8 protein-coding genes are annotated in these 18,445 nt (G+C 72.9%); 6 read left to right on the top strand and 2 right to left on the bottom strand.

Annotated elements, in window-relative coordinates:
• From ACZ6JY_RS10970 to ACZ6JY_RS10955, 4 genes are read left to right on the top strand one after another with little or no spacing between them, the layout of a single operon-like run.
• Complete coding sequence (locus ACZ6JY_RS10970) at positions 1-5,064, top strand: MupA/Atu3671 family FMN-dependent luciferase-like monooxygenase (RefSeq protein WP_469194479.1); 5,064 nt, start codon at positions 1-3, stop codon at positions 5,062-5,064.
• A gap of 23 nt (positions 5,065-5,087) precedes the next feature.
• Entirely contained in the window at positions 5,088-8,213 is a 3,126-nt protein-coding gene (locus ACZ6JY_RS10965) for a type I polyketide synthase (RefSeq protein WP_469194477.1), read from the top strand.
• Positions 8,210-10,822: a MupA/Atu3671 family FMN-dependent luciferase-like monooxygenase gene (locus tag ACZ6JY_RS10960; protein ID WP_469194475.1), complete on the top strand. Its 2,613-nt coding sequence runs from the start codon at positions 8,210-8,212 to the stop codon at positions 10,820-10,822. The genes ACZ6JY_RS10965 and ACZ6JY_RS10960 overlap by 4 nt, the downstream gene beginning before the upstream one ends.
• An 11-nt stretch (positions 10,823-10,833) precedes the next feature.
• Entirely contained in the window at positions 10,834-15,510 is a 4,677-nt protein-coding gene (locus ACZ6JY_RS10955; RefSeq protein WP_469194473.1) for a non-ribosomal peptide synthetase, read from the top strand.
• A gap of 64 nt (positions 15,511-15,574) precedes the next feature.
• On the opposite strand, the gene ACZ6JY_RS10950 is transcribed toward ACZ6JY_RS10955, so the two are convergent.
• Both ACZ6JY_RS10950 and ACZ6JY_RS10945 read right to left on the bottom strand, forming a co-directional pair.
• Entirely contained in the window at positions 15,575-16,387 is an 813-nt protein-coding gene (locus ACZ6JY_RS10950; RefSeq protein WP_469194471.1) for a thioesterase II family protein, read from the bottom strand.
• A 4-nt stretch (positions 16,388-16,391) separates the two neighbouring features.
• Entirely contained in the window at positions 16,392-16,592 is a 201-nt protein-coding gene (locus ACZ6JY_RS10945; protein WP_469194469.1) for an MbtH family protein, read from the bottom strand.
• Positions 16,593-16,816: 224 nt separating this feature from the next.
• On the opposite strand from ACZ6JY_RS10945, the gene ACZ6JY_RS10940 reads away from it, so the two are divergent.
• Positions 16,817-17,920, top strand: coding sequence for a DUF6421 family protein (locus tag ACZ6JY_RS10940; RefSeq protein ID WP_469194467.1), 1,104 nt, complete (start codon positions 16,817-16,819; stop codon positions 17,918-17,920).
• Between the two features lie 3 nt (positions 17,921-17,923).
• Positions 17,924-18,433 carry a flavin reductase family protein gene (locus tag ACZ6JY_RS10935; RefSeq protein ID WP_469194465.1) on the top strand — a complete coding sequence of 170 codons (510 nt, stop codon included), beginning with the start codon at positions 17,924-17,926 and terminating at the stop codon, positions 18,431-18,433.
• The last annotated feature ends 12 nt before the right edge of the window (positions 18,434-18,445 follow it).

The raw sequence follows: 18,445 nt of genomic DNA, 5'->3' as shown, positions 1-18,445 counted from the left end.
ATGTCGGAGACACGCAGTGCCCGAATGTCCTTCTCCCAGGAACGCTTCTGGTTCCTGGCGCGGATGGCGCCCGACGCGGCGTCCCCCCTGGTGCACGTGGCGGTACGGCTGCGCGGCCCGCTGGACGAGGCCGCGCTGACCTCGGCCGTCGCCGCCGTGGTGGCCCGCCACGAGGCGCTCCGCACCCGCTTCGCCGAGGTGTCGGGCAGCGCCTTCCAGGTGGTGGAGGACACCGCCGAAGTCGTCCTGGAACACCTGGAGTCCACCGAGGACGAGCTGCCCTCGCTGCTGCGCGAGGTGGCCGCCCGCCCCTTCGACCTGGGCCGTGCGCCGCTGCTGCGCGCGGTGCTCGTCCGGCTCGGCGCCGACGACCACGCGCTGCTCATCGCCGTGCACCACATCGTCGCCGACGGGGCGTCGATGGAGCTGATCGCCGAGGAGGTGAGCACGCTCTACGGCGGCGGCAGGATCCCCGATGAGCCCGCCCTGCACTACGCCGACTACTCGACATGGCAGCGCGAGCAGCTCACGGGCGAGGCCCTTGACGAGGGGCTCGGCTTCTGGCGCGAACACCTCGCGGGCGTCCCCGAGCTCCTCGAACTGCCCGCCGACCACACCCGCCCGGCCGTGCAGAGCTACACGGGCGCCACCCACCGCTTCGAGCTCGGCGAGGAACTTGCCTCGGCCGTCGTACGGTTCGGCGCGGAGCGCGGGGCCACCCCGTTCATGACCATGCTCGCCGGGTTCCTCGCGTTCGTGCACCGCGCCACCGGGCGCGACGACCTGATCGTGGGCACCCCGGTCACCGACCGGCCCGACCCCGAGCTGGAGCGGGTGGTGGGCTCCTTCACCAACACCCTTCCCATCCGCAGCCGGGTGGACGGCGCGTGGTCGTTCGGCGAGCTCGTCGACCGGGTGGGCGCGGACGCCCTCGCCTGCTACCCGTACGCCGAAGTGCCCTTCGAGAAGCTGGTCGACGACCTCCAGCCGTCCCGGCAGCTCAGCCACTCCCCCATCGTCCAGCTCATGTTCGCCTGGTACGAGAGCGAGGGCCGCACCCTGCGGCTGCCCGGTCTCGACGTCGAGCAGGTGCCGCTCGACCTCGGCACGGTCCCGCTCGACCTGATCCTCACGGTGGAGCGGCACGCCACCGGCGCGACCGGGGTCATCGAGTACAACACCGACCTGTTCGACGCCGCCACCGTCGAGCGGTACGCCGAGCAGTTCACCACCCTGCTGGCCGGTGCCGTCGACCGGCCGGGCACGCCCGTCGACCGGCTCCCGCTGGCCACCGCCGCCGACGCCGATGCCGTCCGGTGCCTGAACGACACCGCGCGGGAGGTGCCCCGCGCCGAGCTGGTGCACGAGCGGATCGCCGAGCAGGCCCGGCGCACCCCGGACGCCACCGCCGTGGTGCACGGCGACGTCCGGCTCAGCTACGCCGAACTCGACGCCCGCGCCGACCGGCTCGCCAGGTCGCTGGCCGCCAGGGGAGCGGGCCCCGAGAACCTGGTCGCCGTCGCGATGCGGCGCACCGGGGACCTGCCGGTCGCGCTGCTCGCGGTGCTGAAAACGGGCGCCGGATACGTGCCGGTGGACCCCGACTACCCCGAGCGGCGCAGACAGCAGATGCTCTCCGACTCCGGGGCCGCCATCGTGCTGACCGGTGTGGACGCGCAGGACGGGGACGACGCCGGGCAGGGGCCCGTGACCTCCGCCGTGCTGCCGGAGAACCCCGCGTACGTCATCTACACCTCGGGCTCCACCGGCACCCCCAAGGGCGTCACGGTGCCGCACCGCGCCCTGACCAACTTCCTGTACGCGATGGACGAGCACATCACCGCGGCCGAGGGCTCGGTGTGGCTGGCGACCACCAGCGTCTCCTTCGACATAGCCGGGCTCGAACTGCTCTGGACGCTGGCGCGCGGCGTCACCGTCGTCATCCAGGGCGAGGAGCGGGCGGCGCCGCGTCCCGCGGTGGACTTCAGCCTGTTCTACTTCGCCAGCGCGGAGGGCGAGCAGGGCCCCGAGCCCTACCGGCTGCTCCTTGAGGGCGCCAAGTTCGCCGACGAGCACGGCTTCGCCGGGGTGTGGACGCCCGAGCGGCACTTCAACCCCTTCGGCGGGCTGTACCCCAACCCGTCCGTGACCGGCGCCGCCGTCGCCGCGGTGACCTCGCGGATCGCGGTGCGCGCGGGCAGCGTGGTGCTGCCGCTCCAGGACCCGCTGCGGGTGGCCGAGGAGTGGGCGGTGGTGGACGGTGTCTCCGGCGGCCGCGCGGAGGTGTCCTTCGCCTCCGGCTGGCTGGCCGACGACTTCGTGCTCGCCCCCGACCGGCACGCCGACCGCAAGCGGCACCTCATGGAGGGCATGGACACCGTGCGCGCCCTGTGGCGCGGCGAGAAGGTCGAGCGGGTCAACGGGGCGGGGGCCACCATCCAGGTGGCGTCCCATCCGCGCCCGGCCCGCGGTGAACTGCCCGTCTGGCTCACCTCCTCCGGCGACGTGGCCACCTTCGAGGCGGCGGGCCGCGCGGGCGTCGGCCTCCTCACCCACCTTCTCGGCCAGAGCCTGGAGGAGCTGGCCGAGAAGGTGGCCCGCTACCGCGCGGCCTGGGACGCGGCGGGCCATCCCGGCAGGGGACGGGTCGCGCTGATGGTGCACACGGCCGTCGGCGAGGACGCCCGAGCGGTGCGCGAGCGGGCCAGGAAGCCCTTCGTCGGTTATCTGCGCAGCTCGCTGGGGCTGGTGAAGCGGCTGCTCAGCGGTGAGGACGCGGCGGACATCGAGGCGCTCGCGCAGGAGGAGCTTGATGTGCTCCTGGAGCGTTACTACGACCGCTTCGCCGACGAGGCGGGCCTCATCGGCTCCCCCGCGTCCTGCGGGCCGATGGTCGAGCGGATCGCGGGCTCCGGGGTCGACGAGATCGCCTGCCTGATCGACTTCGGCATCGACCCCGAGCAGGTCCTCGCCTCCCTGCCCCAGCTCGACCGGCTGCGCGCCCAGTGGGCCACCGCGGTCGCAGCGCCCGGCCCGGAGGAGGACCAGTCGGTACTGGCCCAGCTCACCCGGCACGGCGTCACACACCTTCAGTGCACGCCGTCCCTCGCGCTCGCACTGGCCGAGACGGACGCGGGCCTCGCGACCCTCGGGAAGCTGGAGCAGCTCGTGATCGGCGGGGAGGCCTTCCCCGCCGCGCTCGCGGGGCGGCTCACCGAGGTGCTGATGGGCCGCTTGCTCAACATGTACGGGCCCACCGAGACCACCATCTGGTCGAGCACCCACCCGGTGACCGGGGACGGGCCGCCACCGATCGGGCGGCCCGTGGCCAACACCCGCTTCCACCTGGTGGACCCACGGGGTGAGCCGGTGCCCGTCGGCACCCCGGGTGAACTCCTGATCGGCGGCGACAGCGTGGTGCGCGGCTACTGGAGGCGCCCTGAGCTGACCGCGGAGCGGTTCGTGCCCGACCCGTTCGGGCCGCCCGGCGGCCGCCTGTACCGCACGGGCGACCTCGCCGTGCTGCGCCCCGACGGGACCCTGGAGTACCGCGGACGCCTCGACGACCAGGTCAAGCTGCGCGGCCGGCGCATCGAACTCGGGGAGATCGAGGCGCACATCGAGGCCTTCCCCGGCGTGGACCGCGCCGTCGTCGGCGTGGTCGGCGAGGGTGACCGCGCGGCGCTCGCCGGGTGGCTACGGCCCCGGGGCGCCGCGCTCACCGCCGGGGACGGCGACGACCCCGAGCTGATCCCACTGCCGCTCGGCGGCGTGGTCGCCACCGGGGACCACCGGGCCGCCGCCGAGATCCACAAGGAGATCTTCGAGGACGGCGACTACCTGGGCGACGGCTTCCTGCGGCTGTGGGACGGCATGACCGTGCTCGACGCGGGCGCCAACGTCGGCGGCACCACGCTGTGGGTGCACCGCGGCTGCCGCCCCGCGCGGATCGTCTCCGTCGAGCCGATCCCGCCGACCTTCGACCGGCTGAGGCGCACCGTGCGGGCCAACGGCATCGACGCCGTCCTGGTCAACGCGGGCCTCTCCGACACCCCCGGCACCGCGGAGTTCACCTACTACCCGGCGCTGACCGGACTCTCCGGCCGCTACGCCGACCCGGAGGCCGACCGCAGGCGGGCGGCGGTGCTCATGCCCACGGCCGACGCCGCGGACGTCGAGGACTTCCTCGCCGACCAGTACCGCAACGAGCGGTTCACCTGCCGGCTCACCACCCTGCACGAGGTGATCGCCGAACAGCGACTCGCCGATGTGGACCTGCTGAAGGTCGACGTGGAGCGCGCCGAACTCGACGTGCTCGCCGGGCTCGACGACGCCGACTGGCTCCGGGTGCGGCAGGTCGCCGTGGAGATCGAGGGCGACGACCGGCGCGCCGAGGTCCTGGCCGTGCTGGAGAAGAACGGCTTCGAGACCGCGACCCGGACCATCCTCGACGAGCTGGAGGTGGGGATCGTCTACGGCCGCAGGCCCGGCCTCGCGGACACCGGCCTGCCCGCCGCCACGCCGGTCGGCGACCCGCCCGACCTGGACCGGCTCCGCGAGCACCTGGCGCGCTGCCTGCCCGGCTACATGGTCCCCGAGCACCTCACCACCCTGACCGCCTTCCCGCTCACACCGAACGGCAAGGTGGACCGCAGGGCGCTGGCCGCCGCGCCGGCGGGGCGGGAGACCGCGCGGGCGGCCGTCGCCGAGGTGCCGCCCCGCAACGAGCTGGAGCAGCGCCTGGCCGAGGTGTGGTGTGCGGTGCTCGGGGTCGAGCGGATCGGCATCCACAAGAACTTCTTCGACGCGGGAGGCAACTCCCTGCTGCTCATCCGGGTGCACGCGCGCCTCGCCGGTCTTGGCGCCGGGATCAAGCCGCCGCGCCTGGTGGATCTTTTCGCGTACCCGACGATCGCCGCGCTCGCCGCTCACCTGGGCGAGGCGGGAGAGGCGCGGGAGGACCGCCCGGCTCCGGCCGACGAGCGGGACCGGGACCAGGACCAGGACCAGCGGCGCAGCGCGCGGAGCCGGTTCCACCGGCGCAGGAAGGGCGGGGACAGATGACTGACGGGGGAGACATGGGAGAGATGACGGATCAGACGGACGCAACGGACGCAACGGACACCGAGGACCTGATCGCGATCGTGGGCATGGCCGGGCGCTTCCCCGGCAGTGACAGCGTCCCCGCGTTCTGGCGCCGGGCCGTGGCGGGCACCGAGGCGCTCGTGGAGTACGGCCGTGACGAGCTGATCGCCGCGGGCGAGGACCCCGCGCTCGTCGACGACCCGGACTACGTACGGTCGGGCATGCCCCTGGAGGGCCACGACCGGTTCGACGCCAAGGCGTTCGGCTACACGCCGCGCGAGGCCCGCCTGCTGGACCCGCAGGTCCGCGTCTTCCTGGAGTGCGCCTGGGAGGCGCTGGAGGACGCGGGCTGCGACCCGGACCGCTACCGCGAGCGCGCCGCCGTGTTCGGCGCGGCCGGCATGACCCGGTACCTGTGGCTGAACGCGGTGCCCGCCCTCGGCGGTTCGCTCAACATGCTCGAAGGGCGCATCCTCAACGACAAGGACTTCCTCGCCACCGCCGCCAGTTACCGCCTCGGTCTGCGCGGGCCCGCGGTCAGCGTGCAGACCGCCTGCTCCGCGTCGCTGGTCGCCGTCCACCTGGCCGTGCAGAGCCTGCTCTCGCACGAGAGCGACATCGCGCTCGCGGGCGGCTCCACCATCGAACTGCCCCACCGCGTCGGCTATCTGTACAAGGAAGGCGGCATCGGCTCCCCCGACGGGCACTGCCGCCCCTTCGACCACCGCTCCGAGGGCACCGTCGGCGGCAGCGGTGCGGGCGCGGTGCTGCTCCAGCGCTACGACGACGCCGTGGCGGATGGCCGCCGGGTGTACGCGGTGATCCGCGGCTCGGCCATCAACAACGACGGCGCGGCCAAGGTCGGCTTCACCGCGCCCAGCGTCGAGGGCCAGGCCACCGCGGTCCGCGACGCGATGGCGCTGGGTGACGTGGCGCCCCACACCGTCGGGTACGTCGAGACACACGGCACCGGCACCCGGATCGGCGACCCCATCGAGATCGAGGCGCTGCGCAGCGCCTACGGCGTGACCGCGGGCGGGGCCGCCGACGACGGGGCCCGGTCGGGCCGGCGGATCGCGCTCGGCTCGGCGAAGGCCACCATCGGCCACCTGGACGCGGCAGCCGGTGTGGCCGGGCTGATCCGCGCGGCGCTGGCCGTACGGGACGGCGTCATCCCGCCGAGCCCGTACTTCGAGAAGCCCAACCCGCTCCTGGAACTGGAGGACTCCCCCTTCTACGTGCCGACCGAGAGCACCGTGTGGCCGGCCGGGGACACGCCCCGGCGGGCCGGGGTCAGCTCCTTCGGCGTCGGCGGCACCAACGCCCACGTCGTCCTGGAACAGGCCCCCGCCCCCGCCACCGGCACCCCGACGCCGCGCGGGCGCGAACTGCTCGTCCTGTCCGCGGCCGACGAGGACGCCCTCGAACGCTGGCGGCTGCGCGTCGCCGACGCGCTCGACGAGCCGGAGACGGCCCCCGCCCAACTGGCGGACGCGGCCCACACCCTGGCCACCGGACGGCGGCTCCTCCCGCACCGGCTCGCCGTGGTCGCCGCCGACGCCGATGAGGCCGGGGCGCGCCTGCGGGACGTGGACACCCGGCGCATCAGGATCGCCGGTGAGCCGCCGTCGCCGGTGTTCCTCTTCCCCGGGCAGGGCGCCCAGCGGCCGGGCATGGCCGCGGGACTGCACCAGGTGGCCCCGCGCTTCCGCCGGGAGCTCGACACCTGCGTGGAGCTGCTGCGCGGCGAGGGCGTGGAGCTGCGGGACCTGCTGCTCGACCCGGCCGCCGACGCGGACGCCCTGAACAGCACCGACAAGGCCCAGCCCGCGCTGTTCGCGTTCTCCTACGCGCTGGCCCGGCAGTGGCAGGAGTGGGGCCTCACCCCGCGGGCGATGGCGGGGCACAGCATCGGCGAGTACGTCGCCGCCTGCCTGGCCGGTGTCTTCGGCCTGCCCGAGGCGCTGCGTCTGGTGGCCGCCCGCGGCCGGCTGATGGCCGCGCTGCCCCGGGGGAGCATGCTCGCCGTGGCGCTGCCCGAGGACGAGGCGGCGGCACAGGCACGGGCCGCGCACGTCGACCTCGCCGCGGTCAACGGGCCGCGCCAGTGCGTCCTTTCGGGGACGCGGGAGGCCATCGAGGAACTGCGCGGCGGCCTCGCCGCCCGGGGCGTGCAGTGCGGGCTGCTGCACACCTCGCACGCCTTCCACTCGGCGATGCTTGACCCGATGCTGGCCGCGTTCGAGCGTGAGGTGCGCGCCGTGCGCCTGCGCGAGCCCGCGGTGCCGTTCGTCTCCTGTCTGACGGGGCAGCCGATCACCGCCGAGCAGGCGTGCGACCCGGGGTACTGGTCGGCGCAGGCGCGCGGGACGGTCCGCTTCGGCGCCGGACTGGACCTCATGGCCGCCCGGCAGGACACGCTCTTCGTGGAGGTCGGCGCGGGCAAGGGCATGTCGGAGCTGGCCCGCAGGCATCTGCGCGCCCTGCGGCACGCGCCCATCGCCTCGCTCCCGCTGACCGGCACCGCGACGCCGGACGCCCAACTGCTCGGCGCGCTCGGCCAGGCGTGGGAGGCCGGTGCCGAGATCGACTGGGCCGCGTACTACGACGGGGAGCGGCGGAGCCACGCCGAACTGCCCGGCTATCCCTTCGCCAGGGACCGCTACTGGCTGGACGCCCCGGCCCGTGGACAGGCGACGGCCGTGGCCCCCGGCACCACAGACGCCACCGAGGCCGTCCCGGCTCCGCTGGAGACGTCCGCGCCCGCCGGGCCCGGCAGCCGTACCGAGGAGATCGTGCGGGCCGCCTTCGTCGAGGCCTTCGGCGTCGACGAGATCGCCCTCGACGACGACTTCTTCGGCCTCGGCGGCACCTCGCTGCTCGCGGCGGAGCTCGTGCACCGGCTGCGCAAGCAGCTCAACAGCGACTTCCCCGTGCGCTATCTCTTCGAGGCGCCACAGGTCTCCGAACTGGCCGCGCTCATCGACGGCGGCAGCCAGGGCACCGCGAACGCCGGCCTCCCCGAGCCCGACGAGCTAGACGAACTGTTGGCCCAACTGGAAGGGCTCCCGGAGGACGAACTCCTCGGGCTGCTCGGCACCGTCGGTGCGGAAGGAGCGAAGGCATGACCCCGCCCGGACACGAGGACGCCAAGAGCGCGCTGCGGGACCGGCTCGCCGCCCTCTCCCCCGAGCAGCGGGCCGCGCTCACCGAGCGGCTGCGCACCCGTGCCGCCGCCGTCGGGCCGGCCAGGCGCCCGCTGCGGTTCGGCCTCTTCTACTTCGCCAACACCGCGGGGGACAAGGAGCAGCCGTACCGCTTCCTGATGGAGACGGCCCGCCAGGCCGACCGGCTCGGCTTCGCCGCGGTGTGGACGCCCGAGCGGCACTTCCACGACTTCGGCGGCATCTACCCCAACCCCTCCGTCCTGGGCGCCGCGCTGGCGTCCGCCACGGAGAACGTCCAGATCCGGGCCGGGAGCCTGGTGCTGCCGCTGCACCACCCGGTGCGTGTGGTCGAGGACTGGTCGGTCATCGACAACCTCTCCGGCGGCCGGGCCGGCATCTCCTTCGCCACCGGCTGGCACGGCACCGACTTCGTCATCGCCCCGGAGAAGTACGCGGACCGCCGCCAGTACACCTGGGACACCATCCCGGTGGTGCAGAAGCTGTGGCGCGGCGAGGAGGTGTCGTTCCCCGGCCCCGAGGGCACGGAGATCACACCCACCCTCCATCCCCGCCCGGTGACCCGTGAACTCCCCTTCTGGATCACCGCGTCGGGCAACGCCGACACCTATGTGCAGGCGGGCAGGCTCGGCGCGAACATCCTGACCGGGCTCATCGGCACCGAGACCGACCAGTTGGCCGCCAACATCGCGCTGTACAGGAAGGAGCGCGCCGCCCACGGCCACGATCCCGACGCCGGTGTGGTCAGCGTCATGCTCCACACCTATCTGGAGGAGGACGCGGCCGCCGCGCGCGAGCGCTGCCGTGAGCCGCTGCGCGAGTATCTGCGCGGCTATCTGGGACAGCAGAGCGACATGATCGGCGGTTCCGGCGCGGACGCGGGCGGCGCCGACATCGAGGCGCAGCTCGACTTCGCCTACGAGCGCTACGCCCACCAGACCGCGCTGATCGGCTCACCGCGGACCGTGCGCCCGCTGCTCGACCGCCTCGCGGAGATCGGCGTCGACGAGGCGGCCTGCCTGGTGGACTTCGGCGTGCCGCTGGAGCAGGCGCAGCGGAGCATCGACCTGCTCGCGGGCGTGCAGGAGACCTACGCGGCAGGACCCGGCGCCGGCTCCCTCGTCGCCCCTTCCGTCACCTCCCCGGTCACCACCGCCCCGCTCGGCATCGACCAGGAGCGGATGCACCGGATGCAGAAGGCCCTGCCGCCGGGGCCCGCCAACTACGTGACCACCGGGCTGCGCATCCGCGGTCCGCTCAGGCCCGAGCTGCTCGAAGAGGCGCTGCGCACGGTGGTGGGCAGGCACGAGGTGCTGCGCACGGCCTTCGGCGAGACGGCGGGCGGTGAACCCTTCCAGCGGATCGGGGCGCCCGGCGAGTTCCCCGTGGGCCTGGAGCGGCACGACGTCACCGATGTGCCCCCGGCCGAACGGGTGCGCGCCGCGCGTGCCGTGCGCACCGAACTGGCCCGGCGGCCCTTCCCCGACGGCCTGCCCCCGGTGCGGCTCGCGCTGATCACGCTGGGCGCCGAGGAGTTCCAGCTCGCGGCGGTCAAGAACCACATGGTCACCGACTGGGTGTCGTTCACCGTCTTCCTCAAGGAGCTGTTCACCGTCTACGGGGCGCTGCTGCGAGGCCGCACCCCCGATCTGCCGCCTCCCGTCCCCTACCGCGTCTTCGCCGAGCGGGAGCGCGCCCGGCTGCGCGACGGGCTCCTTGACGACCAACTGGCGTACTGGGACAAGCAGCTCGCGGGCGCCCCCGACCCGGCGACCTTCCCCCTGAAGGAGTCCCTGGGCGGTGAACGCCCGGCGGTGCCGACCTTCGAGGGCCACCGCGCCTGGATGCTGTTCCCCGACGAGACCACCGCCCGGCTCAACGCGCTCAGCAGGGCCGCGCGCGTCACGCCGTTCATGACGGCCTACACCGCGCTCGCCGCCTCGCTGGGCCGGACGACGGGCGAGAGCGACCTGGTGCTCGGCTCCCCGACCGCCAACCGCGACCGCACGCCCGACAACCTGCTCGGGCTGCTGCTCCGGCCGATGCTGCTGCGCACCCGGCTGCGCCCTGAGCAGACCTTCCGCGACGCCCTCGCCGACGTACGCCGGACGGTGTCGGGCGCGCTGTCCCACGCGGAGGCGCCCTACCAGTCGCTGATCGACCGGATCGCCCCGCACCGCGACATCTCCTGGACCCCGCTGTTCCGGCTCCGCTATCTCTTCCTGCCCTGGAACGACCCGTTCGAGATGTCCGGGCTCCGGCTCAACCCCATCGACACCGACCCGCGGACCTCCCTGTACGACAGCACGCTGACGCTGTGGGACAGCAGGCTCGGCGCCTTCGGGCGGTTCGAGTACGCCACGGACCTGTTCGACCACGACACGGTCGTCGAGGGCATCGAGACGTTCGCCACCATGCTCGCCGCGGCCGTGGCCGACCCGGACACCCGCATCGGTGACCTCCCCGGCACCTCTTCCACCCGCTACCACGTAGACGTGGACCAACTGGAGGCCCACCTAGGCTCCGAGGGCCCCCCGCAGGACCGTCGATGAGGAAGGACTCCATGGACACGCAGTCCACACCGTCCGGGTCCGCACCCGGGGGCGCCGCGGAGGCGGACGTCAGGGCCGCCGCCGTCAGCGCCTGGGAGAAGGAGCTGGGCACGACCGGGCTCGCCGACGACGCCGACTTCTTCGAGCTGGGCGGCGACTCGATCGGCGGCGCACGCCTGATGGCCGACCTGCGGGGGAGGTTCGGCGAGGAGCTGCCGCTCACGCTGCTCTTCTTCCACCCCGAGCTGGATGAGTTCAGCGACGCCCTGGTGGAGGCCGTGGCGAAGCTGCCCGCGCCCACCGCTCGCGCGGTGCGGGCGGAGGCCGTGCCGGAGGAACTGCCGCTCTCCCCCGAGCAGGAGGCCCAGTGGGTCGCCGAGCAGGTCACCCCGGGCAACCTCGCCTACACCGAGCTGCTCTCGCTGCGCCTGAGCGGCCCGCTGGACGCCGCGCGGCTCCAGTCGGCCGTCGACCGGCTCGTGGTGCGGCACGAGGCGCTGCGCACCTGCTTCCCCGCCGGTCCCGACGGCCGCCCGTCCCAGGTGATCCGGCCCGCGGAGGCGGCGCCCGCGCTCGCGTTGGCGCGGTATGACGCCGGGGACGAGGACGAGGTGCGCGCCTACGCCCTCGACCGTCTCGCCGAGCCCTTCGACCTGGCCGTCGGTCCGCTGCTGCGCCCGCACCTCGTGCGGCTCTCCCTGACCGACCACGTCTTCCTGCTGTACTCCCACCACATCGTCGCCGACGGGCCGACGATGGAGGTGCTCTGCGCGGAGCTGGCCGATCTCTACGCGGACCGCGAGCCGCCCGGCGCGGCCCCTTCGTACGCGCGGTACACCCTCCAGCAGCAGAGCCTCGACCTGGACGCGCAACTCACTTACTGGACCCGCCAGTTGGCTGGCGCCGCCGATCTGGAGCTGCCGCTCGACCGGCCGCGGACCGAGGTGCGCGACACCTCGGGGCGCAGGTTCCGCTTCTCCGTGCCCGGCGGTGTGCGGGACGGTCTCGACGCCCTCGCGCGCGAGCAGCGGGCGACGCGCTTCACGGTGCTGATGGCCGCGTTCCAGGTGCTGCTCGGCCGCTGGGCGGGGAGCGAGGACGTGGTGGTCGGTTCGCCGGTGACCTCGCGGTCGCGGCCCGGCCTCGAACGGATGGTGGGCGCGCTGGTCAACATGGTGCCCTTCCGCGGCGACCTCGGCGGCGACCCCACCTTCCGGAAGCTGCTCGACCGCACCCGGAAGGCCGGGTTCGGCGCGATGGCGCACAGCGACGTGCCGTTCGGCCGGATGCTCGGCGCACTGGACATCCGGCGGGACGGCTCACGGCCCCCGCTGTTCTCCACCACGCTGGTCTCCCAGCCGACACCGCCCGCCATCCGCGCCGACCTGGGCGAGGTCACGGGCGTCCACTTCCCGGTGCCGCGCCGGCACGCCACGTACGACTTCAGTCTGTACGTGTGGGAGGCGCCCGACGAGCTGCTCGTGGACGTCGAGTACGCCACGGCCCTCTTCGACGAGGCGACGGTACGCCGCTTCGCGGACCGGTTCGGCACGCTGCTCCAAGCGGTGGCGGCCGCTCCCGACCGCCCCCTCTCCGCCCTCGACACCGTCCCCGCGGCCGAGCTGCGGCAGGTGCTGCACGGCTGGAACGACACCGCGGCGGACCTCGGGCCCGACCTCTGCGTCCACGAGCTGTTCGAGGAGCAGGCCAGGGCGACGCCCGACCGCACCGCCGTGATCAGCGCCGACCGCAGGATCAGCTACGCCGATATCGACGCCGAGGCCGAGGCGCTGGCCGCCGAGCTGCGCGGCCTCGGCACAGGCCCCGAGACCGTGGTCGCGGTCTGCCTCGAACGCTCGGCACAGCTCCTGGTCACCCTGCTCGCCGTACTGAAGGCGGGCGGCGCCTATCTGCCGCTCGGCCCCGACTGGCCGCGCCGGCGCAGGGAGTTCATGACGTCCGACGCGGGCGCGGCGCTCCTGGTGGACACCGCGGGCGCCCGGCGCGTCGACGGCCACCGGGCCGCACCGCGCGGGAGCCGCCCCTGCCCCTCCAACCTCGCCTACGTCCTCTACACCTCGGGCTCCACCGGTACGCCCAAGGGCGTCATGGTCTCCCACCGTGCCGTCGTCAACCGGCTCCGCTGGATGCGGCGGGACTGCGGCCTCGGCGCCTCGGACGTGGTCCTCCAGAACGCGGTGCCCACCTTCGACTACGCGGTGTGGGAGCTGTTCGGTCCGCTGCACATGGGTGCGACCGTGGTGCTGCCCAGCGCGGCGGGGCACCGCGACTTCGGCGAGCTGACGCGGCTGATCGCCGAACACGGCGTCACCGTGGCGCACTTCGTCCCCTCGCTGCTCCGGCACTTCGTCGAGGAGCCGGAGACGGCGCGGTGCACCGGGCTGCGGGTGCTGTTCAGCGGCGGCGAGACGCTCGACCCTGCGCTGGCCGAGCGGGCGCGACAGGTGCTCCCGAACGCACGGCTGTTCAACGCCTACGGGCCGACCGAGGCGGCCGTGGACGTCACGTGCTGGCCGGTGCCCCGGCGACCGGCGTCCGTGGCCATCGGCGGGCCCGTGGCCAACACCACCTGCTACGTCCTGGACGAGCGGATGCGCCCCCAGCCGATCGGCGTCCCCGGCGAGCTGTACCTCGGCGGCGTCCAACTGGCCCGCGGCTACCGCGGGCGGCCCGGCACGACCGCCGAGCGGTTCGTCCCCGACCCGTTCGGCGCGGCGGGCGGGCGGCTCTACCGCACCGGCGACCGGGCGCGCTGGCGGCCCGACGGCGCCCTGGAGTACGTGGACCGCGTCGACCGGCAGGTCAAGATCCGTGGCGTCCGGGTGGAGCCGGGCGAGGCGGAGACCGCCCTGCTGGCCCACCCGGCGGTCCGCGAGGCGGCGGTCGTGACGGCGCAGGGCAACGGCGGGCCGCGGCTCGTCGCCTACTACAGCGGCGGCCCGGCGGGCGGTGAGCGGGAGCTGCGGGACCATCTCGCGGCACGGCTGCCCGAGTTCGCGGTGCCCGCCGCGTACGTGGAGCTGCCCGGCGGGCTGCCGAAGCTGTCCAGCGGCAAGCTGGACCGGGGCGCCCTGCCCGCACCGGAGCGGCCGGGACCCGGCGCGGTGGCGGCCGCCGGCGCGACGCCGCCGCTCGGGGCGCGTGAGCTGATGCTCGCGGCCACCTGGGCGGAGGTGCTCGGCGTCGACCGCATCCACCGCGAGGACAGCTTCTTCGAGCTGGGCGGCGACTCCATCCTGGGCATCCAGATGGTGGCGCGGGCGCGCAGGGCGGGCATCGAGGTGACGGTTCCCGAACTGTTCCGGCATCCGACGCTCGCCGCGCTCGCGGCCACGGCCGCCGCCCGGAAGGACGGCGGGAGCGGCCCGGCGCCCGTGCCCGCGGGCAGCCGCAGCCGCTTCCCGCTGACTCCGTTGCAGCGCGAGATGCTGCGCGAGGCCGCGCTGGCCCCCGGCCGGGGCGCGTACATCGTGCCCGCCGAGCTGCTGATCGAGGGCGACCTCGACCCGGCGGCGATGCGCACCGCCTTCCGCCGCCTGGTCGAACGCAACCCGGTGCTGCGCACCTCGGTGACGCCGCACGAACTGGCTGAGCGGTGCGAGCAGACGGTGCATCCCGCGGCCGAGCCGTCCTTCCGCCACGAGGACTGGAGCGCGTACTCCGACGAGGAGCAGGAGCGCGGGCGCCGCGAGCTGCTCGAAGAGGAGTGGCGCACGGGCTTCCCGCCCGAGGCTGACCAGCTCAGCCGCATGACGGTACTGAAGCTGGGCGAGCGCCGCTCGGCCCTGGTGTGGACCCGGCACAACGTGCTGCTCGACGGCTGGAGCTTCGCCCAGCTCTACGACGAGCTGCTCGACCTGCACGCGGCGGTACGCGACGACCGCCCCGAGCCGCAGGCCGAGCCCCGCGAGTGCTTCAGCAGCTACGTCGACTGGCTCGCCGCCCGGCAGCGGGCGTCGGCGGAGCGCCTGTGGGAGGAGCAGCTCAGTGGGCTGTCCCCGAGGACGGTGTTCTCACCGGAGGTGGGGCCGTCGCCGAAGCCGTACCGGGAGCTGCGCTTCCCGCTCCCGCAGCGGGCGGAGGCGTTCGCGCGGGAGCGCGGCCTGACGCTCGGCACACTGATGGAGGCGGCCTGGGCGACGGTGCTCGCACGGCGTACGGGCACCCGCGACGTCCGGTACGGCCAGGTCTTCTCCGCCCGCGAGGCCGAGGTCCACGGGGTGGAGCGGATGCTGGGCCTGATGATCAGCACGCTGCCGTCCGGGCTCCGGCTCGACCCCGGGCAGACGGTGGCCGACTGGCTGACGGAGCTTCAGCGGCGGGGCGCCCGCAGCAAGGAGCTGTCCACGGCCGACCTCGGGGTCCTGCAGGAGCGGGCCGGGGGCCCTGGTGCCCTCTGGGACACCCTGCTGATCATCCACAACTACCCGCACAAGTTCCAGGACGTGCCGGCGGGCGGGCTGCGGGTGGTCGGGACGGCCGGGTTCTCCAGGACGGGTGCCGCGCTCATCGCATCGGTGGACGTCAAGCCGCTGCGGCTCGCCATGATCTATGACGAGGCGCGGGCCGATGAGCCGGTGGTGCGGGAGCTGGCGGCCGAACTGGCGAAGGCCCTCGACCGGTTGACCGGGAGCGAGGACCGGAAGGTCGGGGATCTCCTCGGCTAGCGCCGGCGGCGCCGGGGCCGGTGGGAGGGGCCGCTCGCCTCTCCCACCGGCCGGGGCGGCCGTCTCAGGACTGCCGGGCGGCCCGCAGGTCGCTCTCGACGCCCGCGGTGATCAGCGGGAAGGACTCCGGCTCGAAGAACGCCTCCTCGCCGCTCGGCAGCATCCGAAGGCGGAACCGGTCGGTGGTGTGCTGCTTCCAGCCGGCCACGGACTCCGGCGGGACGACCTCGTCGTACTCGCCGGTGAACGCGGAGATCGGGCAGCTCACCGAGGTGTGGCTCTCCCTGGCGGCGTAGCGCTCGACGAGCCGGCAGTCCGCCCGGTAGCTCGGCAGCATCAGTTCGAGGAAGAGCGGGTCGGTCCTGAGCGGGCTGTTCTCCCGCACGCGCGTCGGATCCGCGAGGAACTGCTCGTCGGTGAGCTGTTCGTCGGTGACCTCTGGAGGGACGAGAAGATGCGGGGCACTCTCCGCCGAGACGAAGAGGGCGACCGGCCCGGGAATCCCCGGCTCGGTCCGCTCCAGGTGGGCCGCGAGCTCGAAGGCGATCAGCGAACCCATGCTGTGTCCGAAGAGGGCGAACGGCACGTCGAGGTGGCCGCGGAGCGCGGTGGCGAGCTGGGTCACCAGCGCGTCGATGTCGTCCACGGCCGGCTCGGCGAGCCGGTTCTCGCGGCCCGGGGTCTGCAGCAGTACGGGCTCGACCTCGGGGCCGAAGCTGTCCGCGATCTCGCGGTAGCCCGACGCGCCCTTGCCTGCGTAGGGCAGGAAGAACAGCCGGGTGGCCGACTCGTTCCCGGCACGCCGGTAGGCGATCAGCCGGTCCTTCTTGCCCTTCTTGCCCTTCGTGTCTTTCGTGTCTTTCGCGGTGCCTTCCATGTCGCTATCCCTGCGTCTCCATCGCGCGGCGCAGGCTCAACGGCCGCATATCGGACCACACCTCCGCGATATGACTGAGGCATTCCTCCTTCGTGCCGGACTTACCCTCCGCACGCCAGCCGTCCGGTATATCCTTGCCCTGCGGCCAGACCGAATACTGTTCCTCGTCATTGAGCACCACGGAAAACAGATCCTGCTCGCTCATGTGAACCTCCAGCTAGACCAGGGATTCGGCCGTCACGCGCAGCCGATCTCGGGCTAGAAGCTAACAGCGCCGCCCCCGATCGGCAAGGCTCCCAGGACGGTCCGCAGACATTTCCACGGTCCTTGAAGTGCTGTCCGAAATTCATTGAGATCGGGCCGGTCGGTCCTTAGACTCACACAGGCACTCCACCCGGCTACACCACAACACACGAGGGGACGAACGAAATGGACGAGGTATTCGCCGAGGTCCACGAGATCCGGGAGACCCTCCCGGAGCGTGCGCTCTTCCGGGACGAAGTGACCCTCAAGAACCTCGCCGCGAAGCTGGAGAGCAGCCGCACCCTGCGCGGTCTTCCCGCAGTTCAGGCGCTGTTGGAGGACATACGCTCCTTCAAGGAGGGGAGCCGTCTCGAAGCCGTCAAGGAGCACATCAACACACGCAGGGACAACCACATCTTCTCGCTCTTCGACGCCTCCTACTTCCCCAGACTGAGCCTGGACTACCTGGCTTATGAAACGCTGCCGACGGACCCGTATCTGGCCGACAGGTACGCGAGCAACACGATGCCGGTGAACATCGCGGGAGCGACCAAGGGATTCCATTCACGGGTGGTCGTCGCACTCTTCCCAGAAAACCACATCGACGGCATCCAGAAACCGGAAGACCTCATCTTCTACTTCGTGGACAAGTTCGTCGAGCGGCACAATCGAATAACCCGGAAAATGATTGACGCGGTCATGGAACCGGGCAGTTTCCCGCGTATGCAGGGAGCCTCCGACGAAAAGGTGGAGCAGGCCGCGTCCTGGTGGGTGCGACTGCACGAATATCACCACCGGCAGGGCGACATGCCCATTCCCGACTTCCTCTCGTCGAAGAAGATGAAGCCGCTCGCGGGTCTTGAGGAGCTGCGCGTCGACGTATCGGGAATGCTCGCCTGCCTGCACGACGAGAATCTGCCACGCGCCGAGGCCATGGCGGCCTACGAATTCATCCTCGCGGAGCGACTCCTCCGCTACGCCGTCGAGGGAATCCCCCGCCCCAACTACGACGCGGTGGCCTCACAGCTCCTGTTCAACTACCTCTCGGAGCACAAGGGAATCCGTCTCGCCGGCGGACGGATCACCCTCACCACCGACCTGCCCGTCGTGCTCGCCGCCTTCCTCAAGGAGATCCAGACCATCGAGAGCCGGATCCACACCGAACCCGTGGACGCGGTGAAGAAGCAGCTCCTCGAATTCACCAACGCCTACACGGTCTTCGACACCGAGGCGGGCGACTACCAGCACATCCCGTACTTCGCCGAGATCAAACAGCGGCTCGGTGTGTGACCCGTGACGGTGCCCGCACAGCGACGTACAGCAGTCAGCGCGCAGGACTACCGCGAGGCGATGTCACTGCTCGCGGTGCCGGTCTGCGTCGTCACCACGCGCGCGGACGGCGAGAACCGGGGGCTCACCGCGAGCACCGTGACCGGCGTCTCCCTGGACCCGCCGCTCGTCTCCGTGGCCGTGGCCAGGTCGTCGAGCTGTCACGGCGCGCTGACCCGCGCCCCGCAGTTCGTCATCAACGTCCTGGGCGACGACCAGCGCCACCTCGCCACACGCTTCTCCACCCGCGACATCGACCGCTTCGCGGGCGAGGGGGTCTCCACGCTGCCGGGCACCGAACTGCCCGTGATCACCGACGCGCACGCGCTGTACCGGTGCACCCTCCGGCAGGTCGTGCCGGTCGGCGACCACGACCTGCTCATCGGCGAGCTGACGGACATCCGGCTCCGGCCGGAGGCACGTCCGCTGACCTGGTACCGCCGCGCCTTCCACCGTCCCGAACAGTACGGCTGAGCCCCGCCCGTC

Source organism: Streptomyces sp. NPDC046335 (assembly GCF_055587985.1).
Note: the sequence above shows the minus strand (reverse complement) of the source record. Positions and strands in the feature narration are given on the sequence as shown.